The sequence below is a fragment of the Proteiniphilum sp. LBM24028 genome, from assembly GCF_056629195.1.
This window is the reverse complement of the sequence record NZ_CM152817.1, coordinates 2,005,633-2,027,518: the sequence shown is the minus strand read 5'-3', so window position 1 is coordinate 2,027,518 and position 21,886 is coordinate 2,005,633. Positions and strand designations below refer to the sequence as shown.

The following is a 21,886-nucleotide window of genomic DNA, read 5'->3' as shown; positions in this document are numbered from 1 at the left end:
ATCTTTTTTGATTCTCTTTTCTATAAGTTTCTTCTGTGTTACCCTTCAATGACTGCCTCTTCAGGCTTGGGAATGCTGATGGTGTAGAGGGTGGCCTCCAGGTTGCGCATCAGGTTGCGCTTGTTCATTTCCGGTGCGTAGACGTACACCTCCACCACGACGACCATGCCGGTGTTGTCGTTCACGAAAGAGTGCATCACGAAAGGCCCTCCCATCATGTCGGTCGACATTTCCCACAATCCGCGCAGTTCGGCACGGAAGGTTCCGTCCATTACCTTTGTCCGGTAGTCGGGCGAGTAAATGCGTGTGGCAGTGGTCATTTCCGAATCGAAGGAGCCCTTGATATATTTTCCGAGCACCTTGTTGCGAATACTGATGAGTGAATCTTTTTCGAATACTTTCTCCGTAGTGTAGGGGAACTGGTAGATAACGATGTCCTGGCGTCCTCTCCCCGCATTGTTCGTAGCCCAGTAAAAGTTTTCGTGCTCGGTGACATTGGTCAGTCCCTTAGGTACATGGATATTGATCCCGAACACTTGCTGTGCACGGGAAAGGGGTGAGGGAATTTCCCTTTTCAGCCATTTTCCATTACGTTCCAGCTCTTTGGTTACGAAATAATCCACGATGTTATCCTTGTTTTCCGTCACAAACTGAGCAAAGCTGGCGCTGTCGGGGGCGTTGATATTCATGATCACCTGTCCCACGGCATACTTGTCGATTTCCGCCGTGAGCTTGGGAGCGCTGTAAATATTGGAGATGTCGGGTATAATGATATTTCGCGCCATCTTGAAGGTGCTGGTGAAGTTCTCCGGTTCAATTTGAAGGATGGTAAAGTTTGGTTCAGGCTGAGGCAATGCTTTTACATTGGAGTTGAGTACGTCGAACAGAGCTTTGCCCGCAGCACTTTCCCAGGCAGTATCATCCATTAAAACCATCATTTCATTGTTCGATCCTGATGCGGAGAGAAACCCTTCACCGTTGCACGACGTGAAGAGGGCAATGGTTGCCGCAAGGGCAAGTAAACCTGTAAATCGTTTCATATGGATATTTTTTTGGATTATCACTCATTTCACGATGGAGCATGTTGCTTTCATAAAACAAATATACAACTATTTGCGTGGAAATGAAATCTAAGCTCAGCTTTTTTCTCCCACCTTCGCCGTAGAGAGCATGCCGCAGGCAGCGAAGATGTCTTCTCCCCTCGAAGCCCGGATGGTACTGATAAATCCTTTGGCGGTAAGGAAGTCGCGAAACTTGACCATATTTTCGTTGGTGGAGGGTTTTAAGTTGCTCATCGGAATCACGTGGAAACGAATCAGGTTAATGCGGCAGTCGAGCCCGGCCAGCAACTTGGTCAGCTCTCGGGCATAGAGCAGTGAGTCGTTCACCCCGTCGAACATGATGTATTCAAAGGAGAGTCGCCGCTGGTGACTCCAGTCGTAATCGCGCAGCATCCCGATGACCGAGGTGATGGGTGCTGATTTCTCGATGGGCATGATGGCAAGCCGTTGTTCCGGTATGGGATTGTGCAGGCTGATGGCCAGGTGACATTTGCTTTCATCGAGGAATCGTTTCAGGTTGGAGGTGAGCCCGATGGAGGAGAGGGTGATTCGTTTGGGGCTCCAGCCCGGTCCATAGTCGGCCATAAGCAGTTCTGAGGCCTTCTTTACCTGTTTGTAGTTGTCGAGCGGTTCTCCCATACCCATGAAAACAAGGTTGGTGATCTGTTCCGAGTCGGGTACCGAGTATACCTGGTTCAGTATTTCCGTGGCGGTGAGGTTGTCGTGGAACCCCTGCTTGCCGGTCATGCAAAAGTCGCAGTTCATGCGGCAGCCTACCTGAGAGGAAACGCAGATGGTAAGTCGCTCTTCTTCAGGGATGGTGACTGTTTCGATGAATTTACCGCTTGTTGTCTGAAAGAGCATCTTGCGGGTGCCGTCTACCGACGTTTGGATATCCAATGGTTCCGATCGTCCTACTTCGAATTTTTCCGATAATATCTCCCTGTTCTTGAGTGAGATATTGGTCATCTCGTCGATACTTTTTACCCGTTTCACATACACCCAGTCGGCAATCTGTCTGGCGGTAAATTTGGGAAGGTTCAGTACTGTGACGCTTTCGGTAATTTCGGCGAGCGTCATGCCGAGCAGATATTGTTTTTGCTCCATTTGCTGCAATTGTAATTTATACTGCAAAGATACGGAGTATTTGACAAAATGAAGCATTGTAAAGTAATATTAGACCTATAATATGAGTATATTAGGTGATGGTATGGATAATCACAAGACAGGATCCCGGAAGGTATCCGGAGGAAGCGGTGAAAAAGAAGGATATGATCTGAATAAATGGTTAAAAGTATTATATTTGTAATCAGTAATCACGCAATCTTCGGGCTTAAATTTATCAGTTATGCGAAATATTGTTTTTCTGCTTTTTTTTGTTCTTACAACGATGGGTGTTCAATCACAGGAAAAGCCGGTGCTTTTATTTCCCGGCGGTACACCGGGTGAAACGGGGAAGATGAAACAGGTAGATGACCTGAGTGGTAACAAAGTGGCCGGATGCCCCGTACTTCGTATTGGACATGTAGATGAGCCTACGCTCACCTTCTACCCGGCTCCCGCCGGTAACAACAAGGGTACTACCATCATCGTGAATCCCGGAGGAGGATACAACATTCTGGCATACAACCTCGAAGGTTCGGAGATTTGTAAACGTTTCAACAGCTTTGGCATCAACTGTGTGTTGGTGAAATATCGCGTGCCGCGCCGCGAGAGGTTGGAGAAGCATGCCGCGCCGCTGCAGGACCTCCAGCGCGCCATTGCCTATACCCGTGCTCATGCGGCTGAGTGGCAAATTGATGCCCGCAGGATTGGCGTGATGGGCTTTTCGGCCGGAGCGCACTTGTCGGCTGTGGCCAGTACAAACTACGGTGAGCGTACCTATCCGAAAGTCGATTCTTACGACGAGGTGAGCCTGCGTCCCGACTTTACCATCCTCGTTTACCCGGCATACCTTGCCGGTGAAAACTTCTCCATTGCACCTGAACTCAAGGTAGGTCGGGACACACCGCCCACCATTCTGATTCAGACGCAGGATGATAAGAATTATATTGACAGCAGTATCTTCTATTATTATGCACTAAAAGAGGCGGGAGTGCCTGCCGCGCTGCATATTTATCCCTCCGGCGGTCATGGTTACGGGCTGCGCAACACCGGTCATACGGTGAACGAGTGGCCCTTCAGGGTACTCTCCTGGCTACGCGATATCGGGATGATAGAAAAGTGAATTGGGGAACTGTCATGTGAACGAATCCTGATTGTCGTAACCGTGGTTACGTGATACTGAACAACTGTTTTTCCTAATTGATTGAAGAAAAGTCGTTATAAATTTAAAATAAAATGATGGACGACGAAGAAAAAGCGACAAGCGACCGCCGGTGGCTGGCAGCCTATGTGAAGATGCACCACGAGAAGAAGGTGCGTGACCGGCTTCGGGAAATGAATATTGAATGTTTCCTGCCGGTACAGGAGGAGATACGCCTATGGAGCGACCGTAAAAAGAAGGTGGAACGGGTGCTTATACCCATGATGATCTTCGTATATGTGAATAGCGATGAGCAGCGCAGTGTCATCACTCTCCCGTCGGTGATACGTTACATGGTGCTCCGTGGCGAGCACACTCCTACCGTCATCCCTGTTGCACAGATGGAACAGTTCCGTTTCATGATCGATTTTTCCGACACGCCCGTCCGCTTCGAGAGTCAGCCGCTGCGCCCGGGTGAGAAGGTACGCGTAATCAAGGGATCACTTGCCGGTCTCGAGGGAGAGCTGATCATCGCGGATGGTAAATCGGGTGTTGCCATTCGCATCAATCAGCTCGGTTGCGCCATGGTGGAGATGCAAAGCTCCATGGTAGAACGTATCGTGTAAAGACAATTTTTTCACTAAATTTGCCGGATGAAAAAAGTGTTCAAATCTGCCCGGCTGGAAATTTACAAGCCGGAACTTTCAGAGATGAAGGTCCTCCTGGCCGGCGGTGTAGCTGCAGGTCCCTTCTCTAATGTGGATGACTTCGTGAGCGAGCGCATCGACATAAATAAGCTGTTTATCCGGCATCCCGAAGCCACCTTCTATGCGCGGGTACGCGGTACTTCCATGCAGAGCGATTTCAACGATGGCGACCTGTTGGTGGTGGACCGGGCCGAAGAGTGGTCGCACGGCCGTATTGCCTTATGTTATATGGACGGTGAGTTCACCGTAAAAAGGATCAGCGTGGAGAACGGCGTATGTACACTGCTCCCTTCCAACCCTGCCTTCGAGCCCATTGTGATCACGTGGGAGAATACGCTGATTGTATGGGGAATTGTTACTTACTCTATCCGTAAACATTGATGATAGCGCTGATTGACTGCAATAACTTTTATGTTTCCTGCGAAAGGGTGTTCAATCCCTCGCTGCAGGATCGTCCCGTGGTCGTTCTTTCCAATAACGACGGGTGCGTGATTGCGCGCAGCAATGAAGCCAAGAAGGCGGGCATTGAAATGGGTATCCCTGCTTTCAAGGCTGAAGCCTTGTTCCAGAGGCACAAGGTGGCAGTCTGCTCGGCGAACTTTTCACTCTATGGCGACATGAGCCGCCGGGTGATGAGCATCCTTGCGAACTATACGCCCCGTCAGGAAGTGTATTCGGTGGATGAATGTTTTCTCGATCTCTCGGGAATACAGGACCTGAGGGCATACGGTTTACGTATGAAGGAGCAGGTGGGCCGATGGACGGGTATACCCATCAGCGTGGGTATTGCTTCTACCAAGGCGCTTGCCAAGGTGGCCAATCGTATCGCAAAGAAGTATTCCTTCCAAACCGATGGCTGCCACATCATCGACACCGAGGAGAAAAGACAGAAAGCGCTTCGCTGGCTTCCTGTGGAGGATATCTGGGGAGTAGGACGCCGCAATGCCGCGAAACTGCAGGCGGCGGGGGTGACCAGGGCCCTCGGGTTTGCCACCCTGCCGGAGTCGTGGGTACGCAAAAATATGACCATCACCGGTGTGAACCTGCAGAAGGAACTTAACGGCATGCCCTGCGTTGACTTTATCGACTGGGAAAAAAGCCAGAGTTTCTCTGTGACCCGCACATTTGAGAAAGAGTACGAAACGTGGGATGAGATTAAAGAGAGGGTTGTTACGTTTACGGTAATGGCTGCCGCGAAAATACGGAAACAACAGTCGATGTGCAGTCGCCTGTCGGTGTTTTTACAGACCAATTATTTTAAAGACGGGGAAGAAGCCCTCTCACGCAGCACGGAAGTGAGGTTTCCTTTCCCTACCTCCTCCACGCTGGAGATTGTGGATTTCGCCGTGGCGGGACTGAAAAGGATTTATGAACCCCGCCTTCGTTATAAACGTGCCGGGGTTACCCTGTATGATTTTACCGATGAGGATCAGCTTCAACCATTCCTTTTCGACGAAATGAATTCCGATCCCCGCCATAAGAAGCTGATGGATACCATTGATGCCATTAACCGTGATCCTTCTTCATCCGGAGTCCGCCTCGCCTCCCAGGATGTCCGTCGGTTTAAGATGCATCAGCAGCATCTCTCCAAAAAATATACCACCGACATCCGGGAGATATTGGAAGTCAAAAATATCTGAAGTGATATCCGCCGCTATTGAATACATCATAACACCTCACTCATCGCCAGGTAATCGGCCTGGTCGGCATAAATAAAGAGCAGCGAACCTCCTTTGATGGTGTTGATAATGGGTTTTGCCAGTTCTCTGGGTAGTGCCGGGCAACCGAAGCTGCGCCCCAGCCGCCCACTGGAGCGGATGACCGCTTCGCTGCAGTAATCGGCCCCGTGGATTACAATAGCCCGTGCCCGTGCTTGATCGTTTATTCCTTCTTCCAGTCCGTCCAGCAGCAACGAATAGCCGTTGCCTCCCTGATAGGTGCCGGCAGTGCGGTAAAAACCCAGTGAGCTTTGGTGGGAGCCATTCCGGTTGGAGAAGGAAGTGGCATAATTTTCCCCGCTGTTTCGACCATGCGAAACATAGGATACAAAAAGCACCTCTTTCTTTGTCATATCCAACACATACATCCTCTTCTCGGAGGAAGGAAGATTGAAGTCTATCAACGTCAGCAAAGAATTATTCTGTTTGTTTAACTTTTTGTAACCGGTATATGCTGCCTTAAAAGCATCAAAATGTATCACTCCCTCCAGTTTCATCTGTTCATAGAGAAGCTCGCAACCGGACGAAGAGAAGTCTATTTTGGAAATCTCCTTTTTGCTTTCCCTCGTTCCTATTGGAAAAGAGAGGGCGGAGAAAACAAAAAATATTGTAGATAACAGGATGATACGCATAGTCATATTCAGAAATTGCACCGCCAAATATACTATTTTTTCTGAATATGACTGTTAATCAATTACAATAACGACCGATTGCCGGACAGTGGCCCACTCATATACAAATTTCGCGTGTGACGAAGCATTTCTGACGCACATATGAGAGCGGGGAGTGGTACCCAGCGAAGGGCTGTATTCAATGATGTTTTTTCGGGGATACTGAACCGGTACCCCATGGATATAAGCTCCGTTGGTAAAACGGGAGGCATAGGGGGCATAACCCGCTATTTCGCTGGTGCCGTCTTTCACATAGAGCATCTTTTCCTTCTTCTCCTGGATGGCAAAAATTCCGGTCGGTGTCTCATGGGCATGGGGTGGCTTATGGATACCCGAGGTTGCCGGATTCATACTTAATATATGCCAGGCTTCACCATTTTTTTCAAGGACAGCGATGTTCTGATTGGTAACATCCACCGCCACTACCTTGTCAAGCAGTATGCTGTTGCCCCATGAGATAAGATATCGCCGGGGTAATAAAAAAGTTCCTTCCATCGATACTCCCGTCACGGAAAGGAAGTCGGTATTGTCGCTGCCATTGATTTTTACCAGCCATCCATCGCGGCCATACCGCACCAGCGTGGTGTCTTCATCCATTCCATAAAGAGGTACCGATTGATAACGTTCTACCCCATGTTGATCCGAAACGCGTCCATAGTCGTTTCTTACGAAATCCTTTATGGTGGGCGCTTCACCGTTCTTGTTTTTGTAGTTGCTTAACACACCCCAGAAACCTCCCCCGGCAACCGCATTCTCCACACGGGCTATTTCTCTTTTTATCTTCTCCCACTGAAAACGGCGGATGGTGTCCTGATAAGGGTACTCGTCATCCAGTGTGTACTGTGTGTACTGCAAATCTTTTTTCAAAGTAATGTCCTCTTGGGTCAGTTTTTTCTTTTCTACCGGAATATGGAGGGTGGAATCTTCCGTAACGACGGCGATTTCCCTGTTTTCGTTTTCATTTCGGTTGTCTGCATCGCATCCGGCCTGAGTTAACACAACAATTGAAAAGAAAAGGGTACAGAGATTTCTGATGTTCATTGAATGTAATTTTAATACTTGGTTTTCGGTTTTGGTTGTTCGAATGGTTTTGTGAAGTAAAACGTATTTTGCATGAAGAATGTTCATTTGTCCGGAGTTGAAAAGTAATTATTTATAACTGTGTATCTGTTATTTGAACAACTTTTTATACTCTATTTTGTTATAATCATCCGGTTTTTCATTTTAAAAATTATCACAATGAAAGAAAGAATTAAGAATCGCCGTTGTTCACCGAAGAAGAGAGAGTCGCCTTGCAAATGACCGAGGAGATGACACGCATTGCCGATAAGGGATTGACAGAAGAAACATACCAGCGGGCAAAAGGAATTTTTACCGATCATGAAATTGCACAAATCATTGTGGCAATTGGTGTGATCAATATATGGAAGAGGTTTGCAGTTCCCACACACATGATTTTTGAACGATTTTAGTTGTCTGATTATTCTCACACTCAAAAACATTTTTTTTGCCGGAATGTTATATACGCAGCGAATAATCACAGCTGAAATTAAATTCGTTCAAATAAACAGATAAATGATTCAAGACGATTTACCTGCCATTTTCCGTGACTTTAATCCATTAGAAGATAAAATGCTCTCCCTCATCGATAACGATGGGCATGTAATCAACCCCAAGTATATGCCTGCGCTCGATGATGATGTCATTATCAATGCCTATAAACAGATGCACTATGAGCGCATAGCCGATGAAATGGCCATCTCTTTCCAACGTCAGGGGCGTATGTACACCTACACGCCCAACCTGGGGCAGGAAGCCATCCACATTGCCGCCGGCATGCACATCAGAGAGGAGGATTGGCTGGTGCCGGCCTTCCGGGAGATGGGTACCCTGCTGGCGAAGGGAGTGACCATGAAAGAGATGTTTCTCTTCTATCTGGGCAATGAGCATGGAGGTAGTTTTAAAAATGCCAACCATACGCTGCCCATTGCCATTTCAATAGGGACCCAGCTACACCACGCCACCGGTATTGGATATTCTGTAAAATACCGGAAAAAGAAGGAGGCTGTCTTCACCTTTATCGGCGATGGAGGTACGTCGGAAGGCGATTTCAGCGAAGCGCTTAACTTTGCCGGAGTGTGGCAGGTGCCTGTCATCTTCACCATTCAGAACAACCAGTACGCCATCTCCGTCCCGGTAAGGTCACAAACCAGATCGGTCAACCTTGCCGTGAAATCGGTTGCCTTCGGCATTCCCGGTATCAAGGTGGACGGGAACGATTTCTTTGCCATGTACCTGGCCTATCAGACAGCGACGGCACACGCCCTGGCAGGCAGGGGGCCGGTATTGATTGAAGCGTTTACCTATCGTCTGGGAGCGCATACCACCTCCGATGATCCCACCAAATACCGTAAAAAGGAGGAAGAGATGGAGTGGGGGCTGACCGACCCGTTGATGAGGCTGAGGCGTTACATGGAGAAAAAAGGGATCTGGCACATCGATGTGGAGAAACTGACGGAAGAATATAAACAACAGATCAATACTCAGTTTCTCGAGGCGGAACAAAACAAGAGATATCCCCATGATGATGTGTTCACCCATATGTTTGTTGATATGCCGGAGGATCTGAAGAGACAAAAAGCCGAATACGAAGAATTTTTAAGCTGGAAGGAGAACAGGAGATGAGCGTAATGACCATGGTGAAAGCGATTAACAACGCTTTGGATATCAAGCTGAAAGAGGATAGTGGGGTAGTTATTTACGGCGAAGACGTGGGTGTGGAAGGAGGTGTCTTCCGTGTGACCGAAGGATTGCAGAAGAAATACGGGGTGGAAAGGGTGTTCGATTCTCCCCTGGCCGAGTCGGGTATCGTGGGGACTGCACTGGGAATGGCCGTGTCGGGACTCAGACCGATCGTGGAACTGCAGTTTGAAGGATTCACCTATCCTGCCTTTAATCAGATCGCTTCGAACGTATCGCGGATGCAGAACCGATCGAGGGGAAAATATACCGTGCCCATGGTGATCCGCTTTCCCTATGGTGGTGGCATCAATGCACTGGAGCATCATTCCGATAGTCCGGAGGCACTCTTTGCTCATATCCCGGGACTCAAGGTGGTGATACCCTCCTCCCCTTACGATGCAAAGGGGTTGTTGATTGCGGCCATCGAGAGCAACGATCCGGTCGTCTTCATGGAGCCCAAACGAATTTACCGGGCCATCAAGCAGGAGGTCCCGGATGAGAAGTACAGCCTGCCGCTGGGTAAGGCCAAAGTGATCCAGGATGGCTCCGATGTGACCGTGGTCGCCTTCGGTGCACTGATTCGGGAATGTCAGAAAGCCATTGCCATGGCCGAGGAGGCAGGTATTTCGGTGGAACTGGTCGACCTTCGCACCATTTATCCCATCGACAGGGAGACTATCCGCAATTCGGTACGGAAAACAGGCCGCATGGTCGTGGTAGCCGAGGCGCATGAGTCGTTCAGCGTGGGATCGGAACTGATTGCTATCACCAACGAGGAAGCATTCCTTTACCTGGAAGCGCCTCCCCGCAGGGTGATGGGCTTCGACACCATCGTCCCGCTGGCACAGGGAGAACCGTATTTCATTATTTCTCCGGAACGTATTTTTTATGAAATAGAAAAAACATTCAATTTTTAATCCGGCTATTACGGTTTCAATACCATTTTTAAAAAAGAAAATCTGATGAGATATACATTTAATTTCCCCGATTTAGGAGAAGGGCTCGAAGAAGGTACCATTCTGGAATGGTATGTCACACAGGGACAACAGGTGAAAGAGGGAGATCCTCTTGTGCAGATGGAGACCGACAAAGTCGTGGCCGATATTCCATCGCCCCGGAAGGGTGTGGTTGCCTTCATGCACGGCAGCGTAGGCGATGTCATCAAGGTGGGCTCCCCGCTTGTTGAGATTGAAACGAATGATGACGTAGTGTACCGGGACAGCCAACCGTCTGAAACAAAAAAAGAGAAAGTAACCACAGAACCTGTTTCCGAGACTGATGAAGATGCCGGCGCCGTGGTCGGCACCATGGAGGTGGCCGAAAAAGATGTCATCATGCCGGAGAGCAAAGAAGGTGCAGGGGGTGATATCTCGCCGGATATGCCGCAACGCAAAGCCCTGGCCACACCGGTTGCACGGGCCATGGCCAGGGAGATGGGTATCGACATCAACAAAGTACCGGGAAGTGGCCCCTCGGGAAGAGTGAAAAGTGAAGATATCCTGAACTTTAAGACAGGGATGTCCATCCCCGTTTCTGTCCCGCAAAACAGTACAGCCAATGCCGAGGATGTGACTTACCTGCCATTGACCCAGATCAGGAAGACCATAGCCCGAAACATGCTGCATGCCAAACACAATGCCGCGCACATGTCGGTTTTCGAGGAGGTGGAAATCTCGGGATTGATGGCTGTGAGGGACAGGTATAAACAGAAGTTTGCCGAAAAAGGAGTGAAACTTACCTATCTGGCCTTTATCGTGAAAGCGGTAGCCACGGCGCTGAAGAAGCATCCACAGCTCAATTCGCAGATCGATACTGAAAATAGCCGGATGATTGTGCGTAACCGCTACCATATCGGTATTGCGGTGGATGCTCCCGATGGACTTGTGGTGCCGGTGATACGGGATGCCGACAGGCAGTCGATCTTCCGTATAGCACAACAGATTGAAGAGCTGGCAGACAAGGCCAGGAAACGAAAGCTTACACTCGATGAGATGAAAGAGGGTTCATTTTCTGTGACCAGCTTTGGCTCCATAGGCGGTATTTTTGCCACCCCGGTAATTAACTATCCGCAGGCAGGCATATTGGGTATCGGGAGAATCATGCAGACGCCCATCGTGAAGGATAATGAGATTGTAATTGGTCACATCATGCCGATCTCTCTCACGGTGGACCACCGCATTGTTGACGGCGGTGAAACAACCCGTTTCATTTATCACGTGATGGAATATCTCACGGATCCCATCTCTTTTTTAATGGAGGAATAGTTTTTTAAGGTAAAACCGATGTCATGAATTAAAAAAAATGTAAATTTGTCGTGAGACTGTGATTCATTTTTTTAAATATTTTTCATGAAACGAGCATACCTTATAATTTTCTCCCTTGTCTTTCTGTGTAACTTCATCCAAACATCCTGTCAGAACATTCCTGATAAAGTAGGTCTTCCGGATGAGACTAATCCAGCATCCAAGAAGGGAACGCCTTCCGAGGATGATATCCAGAAATTTATTGCAAACGGATGGGTTCGTTATAGCGATTTTGGAGCCAAAGGCGACGGGAAGACCGATGACATTACAGCTATTGCTGCAACACATCTGTTTGCCAATCAACACAACCTGACCGTAAAAGCCGACGACAAGGCAACGTACTATATCGGCCCTAAAAAACAAACGGTCGATATCCGGACAAATACCGATTTTGGTTCTGCCGCATTCATCATTGACGATACCAGTGTGGAAGACCGCAATGCACATGTTTTTTCAGTCAATTCCACGAAACAATCATTTAAACCTGACAATGTTTCTTCTTTAAAAAGAAACCAGAATAAACTGGATATTTCATTACCGGGCTCCAGCCTCGTGACCGTAACGGACTCCAATGTGAGACGTTATATTCGTTTTGGCCCCAATCAAAATAACGGCTCTGCGCAAACGGATGTGTTTGTCGTGGATAAAAATGGTGTGGTGGATGCAAATACACCCATCCTCTGGGATTTTGATCAGATCACAGATATCGTCGTGCTTCCGATCGATGAGACGGAGTTGACAATTACTGGTGGCAGATTTACAACCATTGCGAACAGGGAGGATTCGAAATACAGCTACTATGCCCGGGGCATTGCGATCAGGCGGTCGAATGTCATCGTGGACGGACTGGAGCACAGGATCACAGGTGAAGGGGAATATGGGGCGCCCTACGGTGGTTTCATCAGCATCAGTAACTGTGCCCATATCACGGTGAGGAACAGCATTCTGACCGGCCATAAAGTATACCAGACAATCGGTTCAGCCGGTGTCCCGGTCTCCATGGGTACCTATGATATAAATATCAACCGGGCATTGAACATCACATTCGAAAATTGTAGCCAGACGAATGACATCAACAATGCTGCATACTGGGGGATCATGGGATCCAATTATTGTAAAAACCTGGCGTACGATGGTTGTACCTTTTCCCGATTTGATGCCCATATGGGCGTGGCCAATGCCACCATCCGAAATTCAACATTGGGACACCAGGGAATAAATGCCATTGGCAGCGGAACGTTTGTCGTGGAGAATTCTACCATCCGCGGGTCAAACCTGATCAATCTTCGTTCCGATTATGGTAGCACCTGGGAAGGTGAATTCATCATCCGCAATTGCACATTTATACCCCGCAATGTGAAATCGGGCAGCGTGAACCTGATTGGCGGATCCAATTCCGGGCAGCACGACTTCGGGTATACCTGTTTTATGCCGGAAAAGATCACCATAGAGAATCTTCAGATTAAGGATTCCGGCCATCCGGATAATTATAAGGGTCCCGCCATTTTTTCAAACTTCAACAAGGAAAGAAATGACGAGACCCATGTGGAAAAGTATCCCTATATCATCACGAAGGAGGTTATCCTTAAGAATGTGACTGCTGAGAGTGGCAAGCCTTTGAGAGTGAGTGACAATAGTTATATGTTCAAAGATGTGACTGTAAATCGATAACTATATTTAATACAACGTACGATGTATAAATTAATCTTTTTCCTATCCATTTTTATGATGTGCAACATACTGGGTGCTCAAGACATTCAATTACCAGCCCCCGACAAGACAGGGGGAAAACCGTTGATGCAGGTACTGAATGCGCGAAGATCAACTCGTGCTTTTGAATCCAAGGAGTTGAATATAAGACAAGTGTCTGATCTTTTGTGGGCTGCAAACGGATTTAACCGTGACGATAAACGTACAGCACCCACTGCTAATAACCGGCAGGAGCTGGAACTGTATGTAGCTTCCAAGAGCGGGATTTATTTTTATGACGCCCGGAACCACCTGTTGAAAGAGATAAAGAAAGGTGACTTCAGAGATAAAACCGGTACCCAGGAGTTCGTAGCCAAGGCTGCACTGAACCTGATTTTTGTTTCCGATATGGACAAAGCTTCCAGTAGAGAATATGCCTTTACAAGTTGCGGGTTTGTAGCACAGAATGTCTATCTCTACTGTGCTTCCGAAGGACTGGGTTCAGTTGTCCGCGGTTCGTTCAATAAAGATGTATTAAGCAAACAGCTGAATCTGAAACCCAGTCAGGAAGTTTTGCTGACACAGACGGTGGGCTGGCCGGAATAGGTTCTCTCTATGTTCTCAATTAATTTCTGTATTTGCAACAGGCGGGCAATGCATCGTATGTTGCCTGGTCGGCCTTGTACTTATCGGTATCGTGTCCGGCTTTGGCCACGGCCTTTGCTATGTCGTCGACCGACGTTTTATCGGGGTCGTAGTTCAGGTGCAGCACCTGTTTTTCGGTCTCCCAGCTCGCAAAAGAAACGCCTTCCACTTCCTTCGCCGCTTTCTCAATACGGTCCTTGCACATTTCACAACTTCCCTTTACATTCAACATGGCATGTTCTTCGTGGGCTTCGCCCGATGCCATGTGATCCGTTTCATTGTGTTGTGCATCCGTTTCCATGTACTCCATTTCATTATCTGGTGCCGAGTTGTTCTTGCCGGATGATCCGGAGTTACAGGCAATGAACAAGAGTGTACTCAGCGCGAATGTTGCTAAAATTGTTGTTTTCATCTTTGTCCCAATTTAAAATTTGAATATAATTATTATTTAATCCCTGTATTTGCAACAGGCGGGCAATGCATCGTATGTTGCCTTGTCGGCCTTGTATCTATCGGTGTCGTGTCCGGCCTTGGCAATGGCTTTGGCAACAGCATCGACCGATGTCTTTGCCGGATCGAAATCAAGATGTAGCTGTTTTGTCTTGATATCCCAACTTGCAGAAGTGACACCATTGACCGATTTTGTTGCTTTCTCAATGCGATCCTTGCACATCTCGCACAAACCCTGCACCGCCAGCATCGCATGCTCACCGCCCGCAGCGGCCTGCATATTGTGTCCCTCGTGTCCCGTGGCAGGTGCTGTACTTGCAGGAGTTGTTCCATTCATCGAATGTCCCTCATGTCCTGTTACGGCCCGGCCCGCTTCATCGTTCATCATGCTGCGTTTTCCGGCCAGCTGGGCACTGGCATCGATGGTAAAAGTACCATTTGTCACAATTTCATCCCCATCGTGTATGCCTGACAATACCACATACGCATCTCCCAGTGACGGGCCCAGTTCTATTTCCCGAAGCAGGAAAGCGGGCGTTTCCGTATCAGGCTGTTTCACATAGACAATAGAACGCTTTCCAGTCCATAAGATGGCCGACTTAGGAATAACAACCTCATTGTTATATTGTTTAAGTGGCGCATCAATAAGGGCGTTGGCGTACATCTCCGGTTTCAGTTCCATACCCGGGTTGGCTGTCTCTACACGCACTTTGGCGGTACGTGTGGCAGGATCCAAAATGGGATTGATAAAAGAAATCCTCCCCGTAAATGTTTTTCCGGGCAGCGACTGAAGGGTATATTCCAGCCGGTCGCCCACCTTCAGAAAAGGAAGGTCGGACTCGTACGCATCGAAGATAGCCCATACCTGCGATAAGTTGGCTACATCGAAGAGCACGGTACCGGTATTGACATAATCGCCCTGGTTCACTTTCTTCGCAATCACCACTCCGCTTGTGGTGGCTACTACATCTATCAAAGGTGATGCTTCGCCCGACTGCTCAATGCGTGTGATCTGTTCATCAGTCAGCTTCCATAACCGCAGCTTCTCTCTTACTGCCTGTAAAAGAGCCGGCTGCAAGTCTTTCATCTTCGTGGCTTCTATCAGTTCCTGTTGTGCGTTTAACAGTTCAGGGGAGTATATGGTGGCGATGGGTTGTCCACGACGTACACTTTCGCCGGTAAAGGTGACAAACAATTTTTCGATGCGACCGCTCACGTGAGAGGTCTGTGATTGTGAGAGTCGTTCATCCACCTGAATGGTACCGTAAAGTTGTACCTCCTTCACCGGATTCTGTCTGCTTACTACGGTTGTTTGCACATTGGCAAGTGCGACTGCTTCAACAGACATCTGAATTGCATTCGGATCTATGGATGCGTCGCCGCCGCCCGTTGTCTGGAGTGGAATCAGATCCATCCCGCAAAGGGGGCAGTCGCCAGGTTCTTCCATCCTGATCTGTGGGTGCATGGAGCAGGTCCAGATGGTTGGTTCAGCTCCATGGTCATGTGCCTCTTCAATTGCTGTTTGACTTGACGATTGTTTTTGGTTGTTTCCGGAGAAAATAAGCCAGCCGAGAAACAAGCCGGTCAGCAGGATCAATCCATACCTGAAATAGGGATGCTTGCCAATCTCTTTAATTTTATTTTTATCCATAATGATGATGTTTTTTTTTAATTGTTTGAACTGTTGAAAGAATGCAATTTTTGGATAGAGGCCACCTTTGTGTTGTATTCAGCGAGTGCCTCGGCCTGCCGCAACTGGTAGTCGAGCAGCTGTCGCTGCACCTGAATCACGTTGGTGAGGTCGCTTTTTGCCGTTACAAACTCCTGTACAACCAGCTGATAGGTAACACGAGCCAGTTGTTCCTGCTTTTGGTAAAGTGTGGCCTTTCGCTCTGCATTGTCGAGCTGCTGTTTCAATTTGAACAGGTCGGATTGAAGTATATTCAACGTGTTATTGTACTTTTCCCGGGCCGATTGCCACATAAAGCGGCTCTCACGCTGTTGCGCCTTGTATTTATTCCGGTATATCGGGATGGTGATGGAAAACATGGGCATCACCATGTCCATACCGGTCATCCCGGGTGCCATTCCCGTATCCATCGAGGCTGTCTTGCTTTTGCCGATCAGCATATATTGTAATCCGATCCCGAACATGGGATAACTCATTTTCAGATCCATCTCTCTCTTTGCGCGATAAGCCTGTTCTTCTTCTTCGAACATGCCCAGCATGGGATTTTGACTTTCAATCTCACGCATGGATGCCGCTTCATCGAAAATAAAAGGCACTTTTGTGATTGAATCGGGTATGGTTACATCCATATCCAAGGGACGGTTCAGCAAAGCATTGAATTTTGCCTTTTCAGCTGCAATATCCGACAAGAGACTCTCCACGTTGTTTTCTATTTCAGCCATTTCCAGTTGCACACGGAGTACATCAGCCATGCCCGGGGCAGTACTACCCATACCGGAAGACATGCTGCCTCCCGAACTGCTCATGCCGGACATCGAGGAAGAGGTACCGGAAGAAGCCATAGATCCCCCCATCGAGCCCATTCCCGACATGCCACCGCCGGTAGGTGGCGAACTGCTGCTTTTTGTCGCCGGAGAAGGGGCAGGGACTGAATAACCCGAAGAAGAACCATTGAATGGAGATGAAACTTTGCGAAGGGCAAGCTCCTCGAGTTGTTTCAACATCTGCAGATTTTCCCGGTTGTTGTTGAGCTGCTCCATCAGTGTGGAAAGAATATACCACTGTGTATATACTTCCAGGTAGAGGTTATCCCTAGTCTCCCTGAATTTTTCATACGACATTTTGGCCATGTGGGTGGCTTCGGCTTGGGCGGCTTTCTTGGTGCCAAACCAGGGGAACATCTGCATAAGCGTGAAATCGGCTATCTGACGTCCACCCACAATATCCATCGGTTTTAGAAAAAAGCCGATATCCAAATTAGGATCGGGCCAGGCACCAGCCTGTGGTACCTTTTCCAGCGAAGCTTTGTAAGCCAGAAAATCGGCATTCAATCCTGGATTATTTCTGCCCGCCATCTCAAGGTATCGGGCGAGCGAATCTGCCGTCTGGCTCTTGAGAGGGAGGGTAATAATAAAACCCAGCAAGATGATGAATAAGCGGTTGATGTTATATTGTTTCATAATCTGTAATTTTAGCTTGTTGTTTTTCTTTCTTCCGGATTGCACCTTCTCTCCACCAACACTGCAGGATGGGTACGATGAACATGGTCATCATTTGAATTACCATCCCGCCAAAAGTAGGGATCGACATGGGAACCATGATCTCTGAACCCTTACCAGTGGACGTGAGTACCGGAAGAAGTGCAATCAAAGTAGTCGCTGTGGTCATCACTGCAGGTCGCACTCTTTTTTTTCCTGCATAAATAACAGTTTCCCTCACATCATCCAATGTTTGTGGATCTCTCTCCAAGAAGGAGTCGTGAATATAGGTCCCCATCAGTACTCCATCGTCGGTAGCAATACCGAAGAGCGCTATAAATCCAACCCATACGGCAATGCTCAGATTAATAGGTTGCATGTTGAACATGTCACGGATATTCATTCCTCCGATATCAAAATTCATAAACCATGGTTCACCGTAAAGCCACAAGAGGATGAAGCCACCAGCCAACGCCACAAATATTCCCGAAAAGTGAATTAATGAGGCCGTGATTGTTTTAAACTGGAAATATAGAATGAGCAGGATAACAAGAAGACTAATGGGTATGATAATAGCCAGCCGCTGAGCTGCACGGGCTTGTTGTTCATAATTTCCGGCGAAAGTAAAGGAAACTCCTTTTGGTAATTGTAATTCACCGTTTCTCATTTTTTCATCAAGCACCTTCTGGGCATCATGAACCACATCTACTTCCGCTTTGCCTTCTACCTTATCGAAGATAACATATCCAATCAGGTAGGTATTCTCGCTTTGAATCATCTGCGCTCCCCGCGTATAGGTTATCTCTGTTACATCACCCAATGGAATCTGCACACCTGTGGCAGTAGGCACGATGAGGCGTGCCAATTCATCCGGATTCTCCCTTAACTCGCGCGGATAGCGCAGTCGTACCGGGAAACGCTCACGATCTTCCACGGTGGTAGTCAGGGGCATCCCGCCAACAGCTGCACTGATGATCTCTTGCAGATCGGCCACGGTGATACCGTAACGGGCCATCTCCTGCCGGTTTAAGCTGATCTCGATGTAGGGGGCTCCCACAGCCCGATCGTAAAATACGGTAGAGGGAAGTACCGAAGGAACATCTTTCAAGGCTGTTTCAATTGCTCTGCCACCCTGTTCTATCGACTCCAGGTCGGGCCCGGATACCTTTACTCCCATCGGTGCACGCATACCGGTTGAAAGCATCACCGTTCTTGCAGCTATGGGCATTAATTTCGGTGCCGATGTAAGCCCGGGTAAATGGGATACATTGACGATCTCCTGCCATATATCGTCTTCATTCTTTATTTCCGGGCGCCACTGTCTGAAGTATTTACCACGTCTGTCGTGAACGAGGCTATCTTCAGATATCAATCGAAAACCATCTTCCGGATTATAGGTCGTCTTGTCGGTCAGAATAAATTCACCTTGCCTGTTTACCTTGAAACGTTTTCGATTACCGTTTTGATCCAGTATATATTCCGGGCGGTAGATGATGGTATTTTCAAACATTTGTGTCGGTGCAGGGTCGAGTGCCGAGTTGACACGTCCCCACTTGCCCACGGTCACTTCCACCTCCGGAATGTTACTGATCCTTTTATCCAGTATTCCAATGTAATCCATATTCTGTTCTATCCCGGTATGGGGCATAGTTGTGGGCATCAGTAGAAAAGAACCTTCGTTCAAAGTGGGCATAAACTCCTGACCGACTCCTGGAAAGCGGTTGCTTGCAGTCTGCCAAAATCCTGCCTGACGGAATGATTTCCATCCAACAGTTTCGAAACCTTTTGCCACGAGACCAAATGTTCTGTCGAAACCTTGCCAGATAACAATGCCAAACAAAATTGTCAAGATGGGAATGGTCATAAATTTCCATCTGTTTGCAAGACACCATCGGAGTATTTGCTCATAATAGATTACCATCAACCACAATGCTCCCAGGGTAACGGCAATTATTAAAATTACAAAGAGAAAATTTCGTGGCGTACCGGCCTGTGTACCCATGGGCAACCACTCCATTGCAAGAAGATATGTTACAGCAAACAATACAATTCCCAAATTGAAATAAGTAGGAATTTTCCGGTTTTTCCACTTATGCGTGAAAAGGTTATTCAGACCCAATAATGCCAGCGCGAAAAATAGATAGTATCCTGTCATAATAATTAGCGTGATGCTCGCTGCAATCAATATGATGTTCGCTATTTTTCGAACCTGTTTAGAGGTGATCCTTATCGAGAAGATATAATACATCAGCGTGGGTATTATCATTATGCCGAGCATATATGCACTAATGAGAGCGAATGTTTTGGTGAATGCCAACGGAACAAAAAGTTTTCCTTCCTGTGCTTCCAGCATGAAAACCGGGATAAAACTTACAATTGTGGTAAGCTGTCCGGTAAGAACCGCTCCGGATACTTCTTTTATACTTTTGTAAATTAAATTCACAAAAGGTTTGCCTTTTCGAATACCCTTATTTTCCTCCATATCCATGTGCCTGAGCGTATTCTCGACAAATACCACTCCGACGTCAACCATGATTCCGATGGCGATTGCAATACCTGATAGGGCAACTATATTAGCTTGAATCCCCGCATATTTCATTATGATAAAAGTGGCCAATACGCCAATAGGTAAAATGCTGGAGATAACAACCGAAGCCCTGAGGTTTAAGACCAGAACAATTACAACGATGATGGCGATGAGCGTTTCATGTGTAAGCGAAGTCTCCAGCGTACCTATTGTTTCGTGAATCAATGCGGTCCTGTCGTAAAAAGGAACAACCGTCACTTTAGAAACAGATCCATCTGCCAGTGTCTTTTGCGGCAATCCTGCGTCCATCTCCTTGATCCTCTCCTTCACGTTGTTGATAACCTGAAGCGGGTTGGAACCATGGCGTGCCACCACCACGCCTCCCACGGCTTCTACCCCTTCCTTGTCGAGGCCTCCCCGTCTAGTAGCAGGACCAAGGGTGACGAATGCCAAATCCTTAATCTTTACCGGAATACCATCTCTTACGGTAACCACAGCTTCTTCCAGGTCGGATACTTTTTTTATGTAACCAAGTCCGCGAACAAGGTATTCCGCTTTATTGATTTCAACCGTTTCGGCACCAATATCGAGGTTGCTCTTTTGTATGGCATTCATTACATCCATGATCGTGAGATTGTATGCGCGGAGAGAATTGGGATTTACATCCACCTGGTACTCCTTCACGAAACCACCTACGGAAGCCACCTCTGACACTCCTTCTGCCGACATCAACGAGTATCTTACATAGAAGTCCTGCACTGTCCTTAACTCATCCGGATCCCAGCCGCCTGAAGGTTTACCTGTTTCAGGGTTTCTCCCTTCCAGGGTATACCAGAAGATTTGTCCCAAAGCAGTTGCATCCGGCCCCAGGCTCGGTTGTGCGCCCTGAGGCAACGTGCCGGGAGGCAATGAGTTCAGCTTTTCCAGAATGCGCGAGCGACTCCAGTAAAATTCAATATCTTCTTCGAAGATGATGTAGATGAACGACATCCCGAACATGGATGTGCTTCGGATGGTTTTAACCCCGGGGACACCCAGTAATGAAGTAGTCAACGGGTAGGTTATCTGCTCTTGTATATCTTTTGGAGAACGCCCCATCCATTCTGTCGCGACAATCTGTTGATTATCACTGAGGTCTGGGATTGCATCCACAGGAACCGGATCCTTTGGCAGAATGCTACCCCAGTTAAAAGGTGTAACTGATATTCCCCAAACTATAATAGTTATTAATAACAGGATAGTAATAAACCGGTTGTCAAGAAAATACTTTACGATTTTGTTGATCATAGAATATATTAATTGAATAAGTTTGCTATAATTGGTTAAGTTTCTTATTTAAAACACCAATGAGTATAAAGTGTTTATGTCTGTATAAATAATTGAATACAGGGCGGTATGGTGCATACAGATCTTCAGGTAAACATACATGTTACCTTTCACTGAATACAATATTCATTGAGAATCAAATACGGTAGATGCAGATGTAGGTCAGCAGACTTACATCTTGCAGGAAAAGTCCCTTGGATGGGAAATCTTTTAAAAAGGATAAAGTGTTTGTTTCGGGTTCCGATAATTTGAACAGGGGAATCAACAACGCTGCAGTCTCGTAAGAAATAGATGCAGTACGGGAAACAGATTGTTCGGTTTTGGTCTGATAATCATCGGTACCGGGTTTCAACAGTTGGGTATCACAGCATGATGCATGAGTATCATCCAGGGTGACACGGTGATCGGCCTCTCCTTTCGGGAGATGGCCTTGTAAGGGGTCTTTGTTTTCCTTAGCGGCATTATTCTCGCAGCATACTCCGGAATTTTCGGTGCCTTGCAGCAGGGAGAATGAATAAAGCTTATCTCCACAAAAATGCATCGCCAGTACGGGTTGCACGGCGGACATCAACATAAAGAGAAGCAATAATATGGCAGTAAATCTTTTCATTCTTCCTTTGGAATACCTGATCTG

19 protein-coding genes are annotated in these 21,886 nt (G+C 47.5%); 10 read left to right on the top strand and 9 right to left on the bottom strand.

The window, feature by feature from the left end:
* Positions 1 to 38: 38 nt before the first annotated feature.
* Both AC1HCU_RS07825 and rlmN read right to left on the bottom strand, forming a co-directional pair.
* Positions 39 to 1,040, bottom strand: a complete 1,002-nt coding sequence (locus tag AC1HCU_RS07825) for a DUF4837 family protein (protein ID WP_321722030.1) — start codon at positions 1,038 to 1,040, stop codon at positions 39 to 41.
* Between the two features lie 96 nt (positions 1,041 to 1,136).
* Complete coding sequence (gene rlmN, locus AC1HCU_RS07820; protein ID WP_480364937.1) at positions 1,137 to 2,168, bottom strand: dual-specificity RNA methyltransferase RlmN; 1,032 nt, start codon at positions 2,166 to 2,168, stop codon at positions 1,137 to 1,139.
* 241 nt (positions 2,169 to 2,409) lie between these two features.
* Between rlmN and AC1HCU_RS07815 the strand changes: the two genes are divergently transcribed.
* The 4 genes from AC1HCU_RS07815 to AC1HCU_RS07800 all read left to right on the top strand — a co-directional run bounded on the left by AC1HCU_RS07815 (position 2,410) and on the right by AC1HCU_RS07800 (position 5,653).
* Positions 2,410 to 3,288, top strand: a complete 879-nt coding sequence (locus tag AC1HCU_RS07815) for an alpha/beta hydrolase (protein WP_480364935.1) — start codon at positions 2,410 to 2,412, stop codon at positions 3,286 to 3,288.
* 113 nt (positions 3,289 to 3,401) lie between these two features.
* The gene (locus AC1HCU_RS07810) at positions 3,402 to 3,932 is read left to right on the top strand and encodes a UpxY family transcription antiterminator (protein WP_480364933.1); all 531 of its coding nucleotides are present in this window, start codon (positions 3,402 to 3,404) and stop codon (positions 3,930 to 3,932) included.
* Positions 3,933 to 3,959: 27 nt separating this feature from the next.
* Positions 3,960 to 4,394 carry a LexA family protein gene (locus AC1HCU_RS07805; protein WP_480364930.1) on the top strand — a complete coding sequence of 145 codons (435 nt, stop codon included), beginning with the start codon at positions 3,960 to 3,962 and terminating at the stop codon, positions 4,392 to 4,394.
* Entirely contained in the window at positions 4,394 to 5,653 is a 1,260-nt protein-coding gene (locus tag AC1HCU_RS07800; RefSeq protein ID WP_480364927.1) for a Y-family DNA polymerase, read from the top strand. Before AC1HCU_RS07805 ends, AC1HCU_RS07800 begins: the two co-directional genes overlap by 1 nt.
* A 26-nt stretch (positions 5,654 to 5,679) precedes the next feature.
* Here the strand turns inward: AC1HCU_RS07800 and AC1HCU_RS07795 are convergent, their stop codons facing one another.
* Positions 5,680 to 6,228 (bottom strand): murein L,D-transpeptidase catalytic domain family protein, encoded by a 549-nt coding sequence (locus AC1HCU_RS07795; protein WP_480371115.1) that lies wholly within the window; start codon positions 6,226 to 6,228, stop codon positions 5,680 to 5,682.
* 189 nt (positions 6,229 to 6,417) lie between these two features.
* On the bottom strand, positions 6,418 to 7,443 hold the full coding sequence (locus AC1HCU_RS07790) for a L,D-transpeptidase (protein ID WP_480364924.1): 1,026 nt from the start codon (positions 7,441 to 7,443) through the stop codon (positions 6,418 to 6,420).
* Between the two features lie 224 nt (positions 7,444 to 7,667).
* Between AC1HCU_RS07790 and AC1HCU_RS07785 the strand changes: the two genes are divergently transcribed.
* The 6 genes from AC1HCU_RS07785 to AC1HCU_RS07760 all read left to right on the top strand — a co-directional run bounded on the left by AC1HCU_RS07785 (position 7,668) and on the right by AC1HCU_RS07760 (position 13,742).
* Positions 7,668 to 7,874, top strand: coding sequence for a carboxymuconolactone decarboxylase family protein (locus tag AC1HCU_RS07785; RefSeq protein WP_480364921.1), 207 nt, complete (start codon positions 7,668 to 7,670; stop codon positions 7,872 to 7,874).
* Between the two features lie 103 nt (positions 7,875 to 7,977).
* A complete protein-coding gene (gene pdhA / locus AC1HCU_RS07780) occupies positions 7,978 to 9,087 on the top strand; it encodes a pyruvate dehydrogenase (acetyl-transferring) E1 component subunit alpha (RefSeq protein ID WP_480364919.1) in 1,110 nt (369 codons plus the stop codon).
* The gene (locus AC1HCU_RS07775) at positions 9,084 to 10,061 is read left to right on the top strand and encodes an alpha-ketoacid dehydrogenase subunit beta (protein ID WP_480364916.1); all 978 of its coding nucleotides are present in this window, start codon (positions 9,084 to 9,086) and stop codon (positions 10,059 to 10,061) included. Before pdhA ends, AC1HCU_RS07775 begins: the two co-directional genes overlap by 4 nt.
* Before the next feature lie 45 nt (positions 10,062 to 10,106).
* Positions 10,107 to 11,408, top strand: a complete 1,302-nt coding sequence (locus AC1HCU_RS07770) for a dihydrolipoamide acetyltransferase family protein (protein WP_480364914.1) — start codon at positions 10,107 to 10,109, stop codon at positions 11,406 to 11,408.
* 84 nt (positions 11,409 to 11,492) lie between these two features.
* Positions 11,493 to 13,118, top strand: a complete 1,626-nt coding sequence (locus tag AC1HCU_RS07765; RefSeq protein ID WP_480364912.1) for a hypothetical protein — start codon at positions 11,493 to 11,495, stop codon at positions 13,116 to 13,118.
* A 21-nt stretch (positions 13,119 to 13,139) separates the two neighbouring features.
* The gene (locus AC1HCU_RS07760) at positions 13,140 to 13,742 is read left to right on the top strand and encodes a SagB/ThcOx family dehydrogenase (RefSeq protein ID WP_480364910.1); all 603 of its coding nucleotides are present in this window, start codon (positions 13,140 to 13,142) and stop codon (positions 13,740 to 13,742) included.
* Positions 13,743 to 13,761: 19 nt separating this feature from the next.
* On the opposite strand, the gene AC1HCU_RS07755 is transcribed toward AC1HCU_RS07760, so the two are convergent.
* The 5 genes from AC1HCU_RS07755 to AC1HCU_RS07735 all read right to left on the bottom strand — a co-directional run bounded on the left by AC1HCU_RS07755 (position 13,762) and on the right by AC1HCU_RS07735 (position 21,862).
* On the bottom strand, positions 13,762 to 14,193 hold the full coding sequence (locus tag AC1HCU_RS07755; RefSeq protein ID WP_480364908.1) for a heavy-metal-associated domain-containing protein: 432 nt from the start codon (positions 14,191 to 14,193) through the stop codon (positions 13,762 to 13,764).
* Between the two features lie 36 nt (positions 14,194 to 14,229).
* Complete coding sequence (locus AC1HCU_RS07750) at positions 14,230 to 15,882, bottom strand: efflux RND transporter periplasmic adaptor subunit (protein WP_480364905.1); 1,653 nt, start codon at positions 15,880 to 15,882, stop codon at positions 14,230 to 14,232.
* 17 nt (positions 15,883 to 15,899) lie between these two features.
* Complete coding sequence (locus tag AC1HCU_RS07745; protein WP_480364903.1) at positions 15,900 to 17,381, bottom strand: TolC family protein; 1,482 nt, start codon at positions 17,379 to 17,381, stop codon at positions 15,900 to 15,902.
* Complete coding sequence (locus tag AC1HCU_RS07740; RefSeq protein ID WP_480364902.1) at positions 17,368 to 21,213, bottom strand: efflux RND transporter permease subunit; 3,846 nt, start codon at positions 21,211 to 21,213, stop codon at positions 17,368 to 17,370. The genes AC1HCU_RS07745 and AC1HCU_RS07740 overlap by 14 nt, the downstream gene beginning before the upstream one ends.
* 175 nt (positions 21,214 to 21,388) lie before the next feature.
* Positions 21,389 to 21,862: an HYC_CC_PP family protein gene (locus tag AC1HCU_RS07735; RefSeq protein WP_480364900.1), complete on the bottom strand. Its 474-nt coding sequence runs from the start codon at positions 21,860 to 21,862 to the stop codon at positions 21,389 to 21,391.
* Positions 21,863 to 21,886: the final 24 nt, after the last annotated feature.

Coding starts and splice junctions, on each gene's coding strand:
- AC1HCU_RS07745 (WP_480364903.1), bottom strand. CDS start 17,381: ATGAAACAATATAACATCAACCGCTTATTCATCATCTTGCTGGGTTTT.
- AC1HCU_RS07755 (WP_480364908.1), bottom strand. CDS start 14,193: ATGAAAACAACAATTTTAGCAACATTCGCGCTGAGTACACTCTTGTTC.
- AC1HCU_RS07795 (WP_480371115.1), bottom strand. CDS start 6,228: ATGAAACTGGAGGGAGTGATACATTTTGATGCTTTTAAGGCAGCATAT.
- AC1HCU_RS07815 (WP_480364935.1), top strand. CDS start 2,410: ATGCGAAATATTGTTTTTCTGCTTTTTTTTGTTCTTACAACGATGGGT.
- AC1HCU_RS07805 (WP_480364930.1), top strand. CDS start 3,960: ATGAAAAAAGTGTTCAAATCTGCCCGGCTGGAAATTTACAAGCCGGAA.
- AC1HCU_RS07775 (WP_480364916.1), top strand. CDS start 9,084: ATGAGCGTAATGACCATGGTGAAAGCGATTAACAACGCTTTGGATATC.
- AC1HCU_RS07760 (WP_480364910.1), top strand. CDS start 13,140: ATGTATAAATTAATCTTTTTCCTATCCATTTTTATGATGTGCAACATA.
- AC1HCU_RS07735 (WP_480364900.1), bottom strand. CDS start 21,862: ATGAAAAGATTTACTGCCATATTATTGCTTCTCTTTATGTTGATGTCC.
- AC1HCU_RS07800 (WP_480364927.1), top strand. CDS start 4,394: ATGATAGCGCTGATTGACTGCAATAACTTTTATGTTTCCTGCGAAAGG.
- AC1HCU_RS07750 (WP_480364905.1), bottom strand. CDS start 15,882: ATGGATAAAAATAAAATTAAAGAGATTGGCAAGCATCCCTATTTCAGG.
- AC1HCU_RS07770 (WP_480364914.1), top strand. CDS start 10,107: ATGAGATATACATTTAATTTCCCCGATTTAGGAGAAGGGCTCGAAGAA.
- AC1HCU_RS07825 (WP_321722030.1), bottom strand. CDS start 1,040: ATGAAACGATTTACAGGTTTACTTGCCCTTGCGGCAACCATTGCCCTC.
- AC1HCU_RS07810 (WP_480364933.1), top strand. CDS start 3,402: ATGATGGACGACGAAGAAAAAGCGACAAGCGACCGCCGGTGGCTGGCA.
- AC1HCU_RS07765 (WP_480364912.1), top strand. CDS start 11,493: ATGAAACGAGCATACCTTATAATTTTCTCCCTTGTCTTTCTGTGTAAC.
- AC1HCU_RS07790 (WP_480364924.1), bottom strand. CDS start 7,443: ATGAACATCAGAAATCTCTGTACCCTTTTCTTTTCAATTGTTGTGTTA.
- pdhA (WP_480364919.1), top strand. CDS start 7,978: ATGATTCAAGACGATTTACCTGCCATTTTCCGTGACTTTAATCCATTA.
- AC1HCU_RS07740 (WP_480364902.1), bottom strand. CDS start 21,213: ATGATCAACAAAATCGTAAAGTATTTTCTTGACAACCGGTTTATTACT.
- rlmN (WP_480364937.1), bottom strand. CDS start 2,168: ATGGAGCAAAAACAATATCTGCTCGGCATGACGCTCGCCGAAATTACC.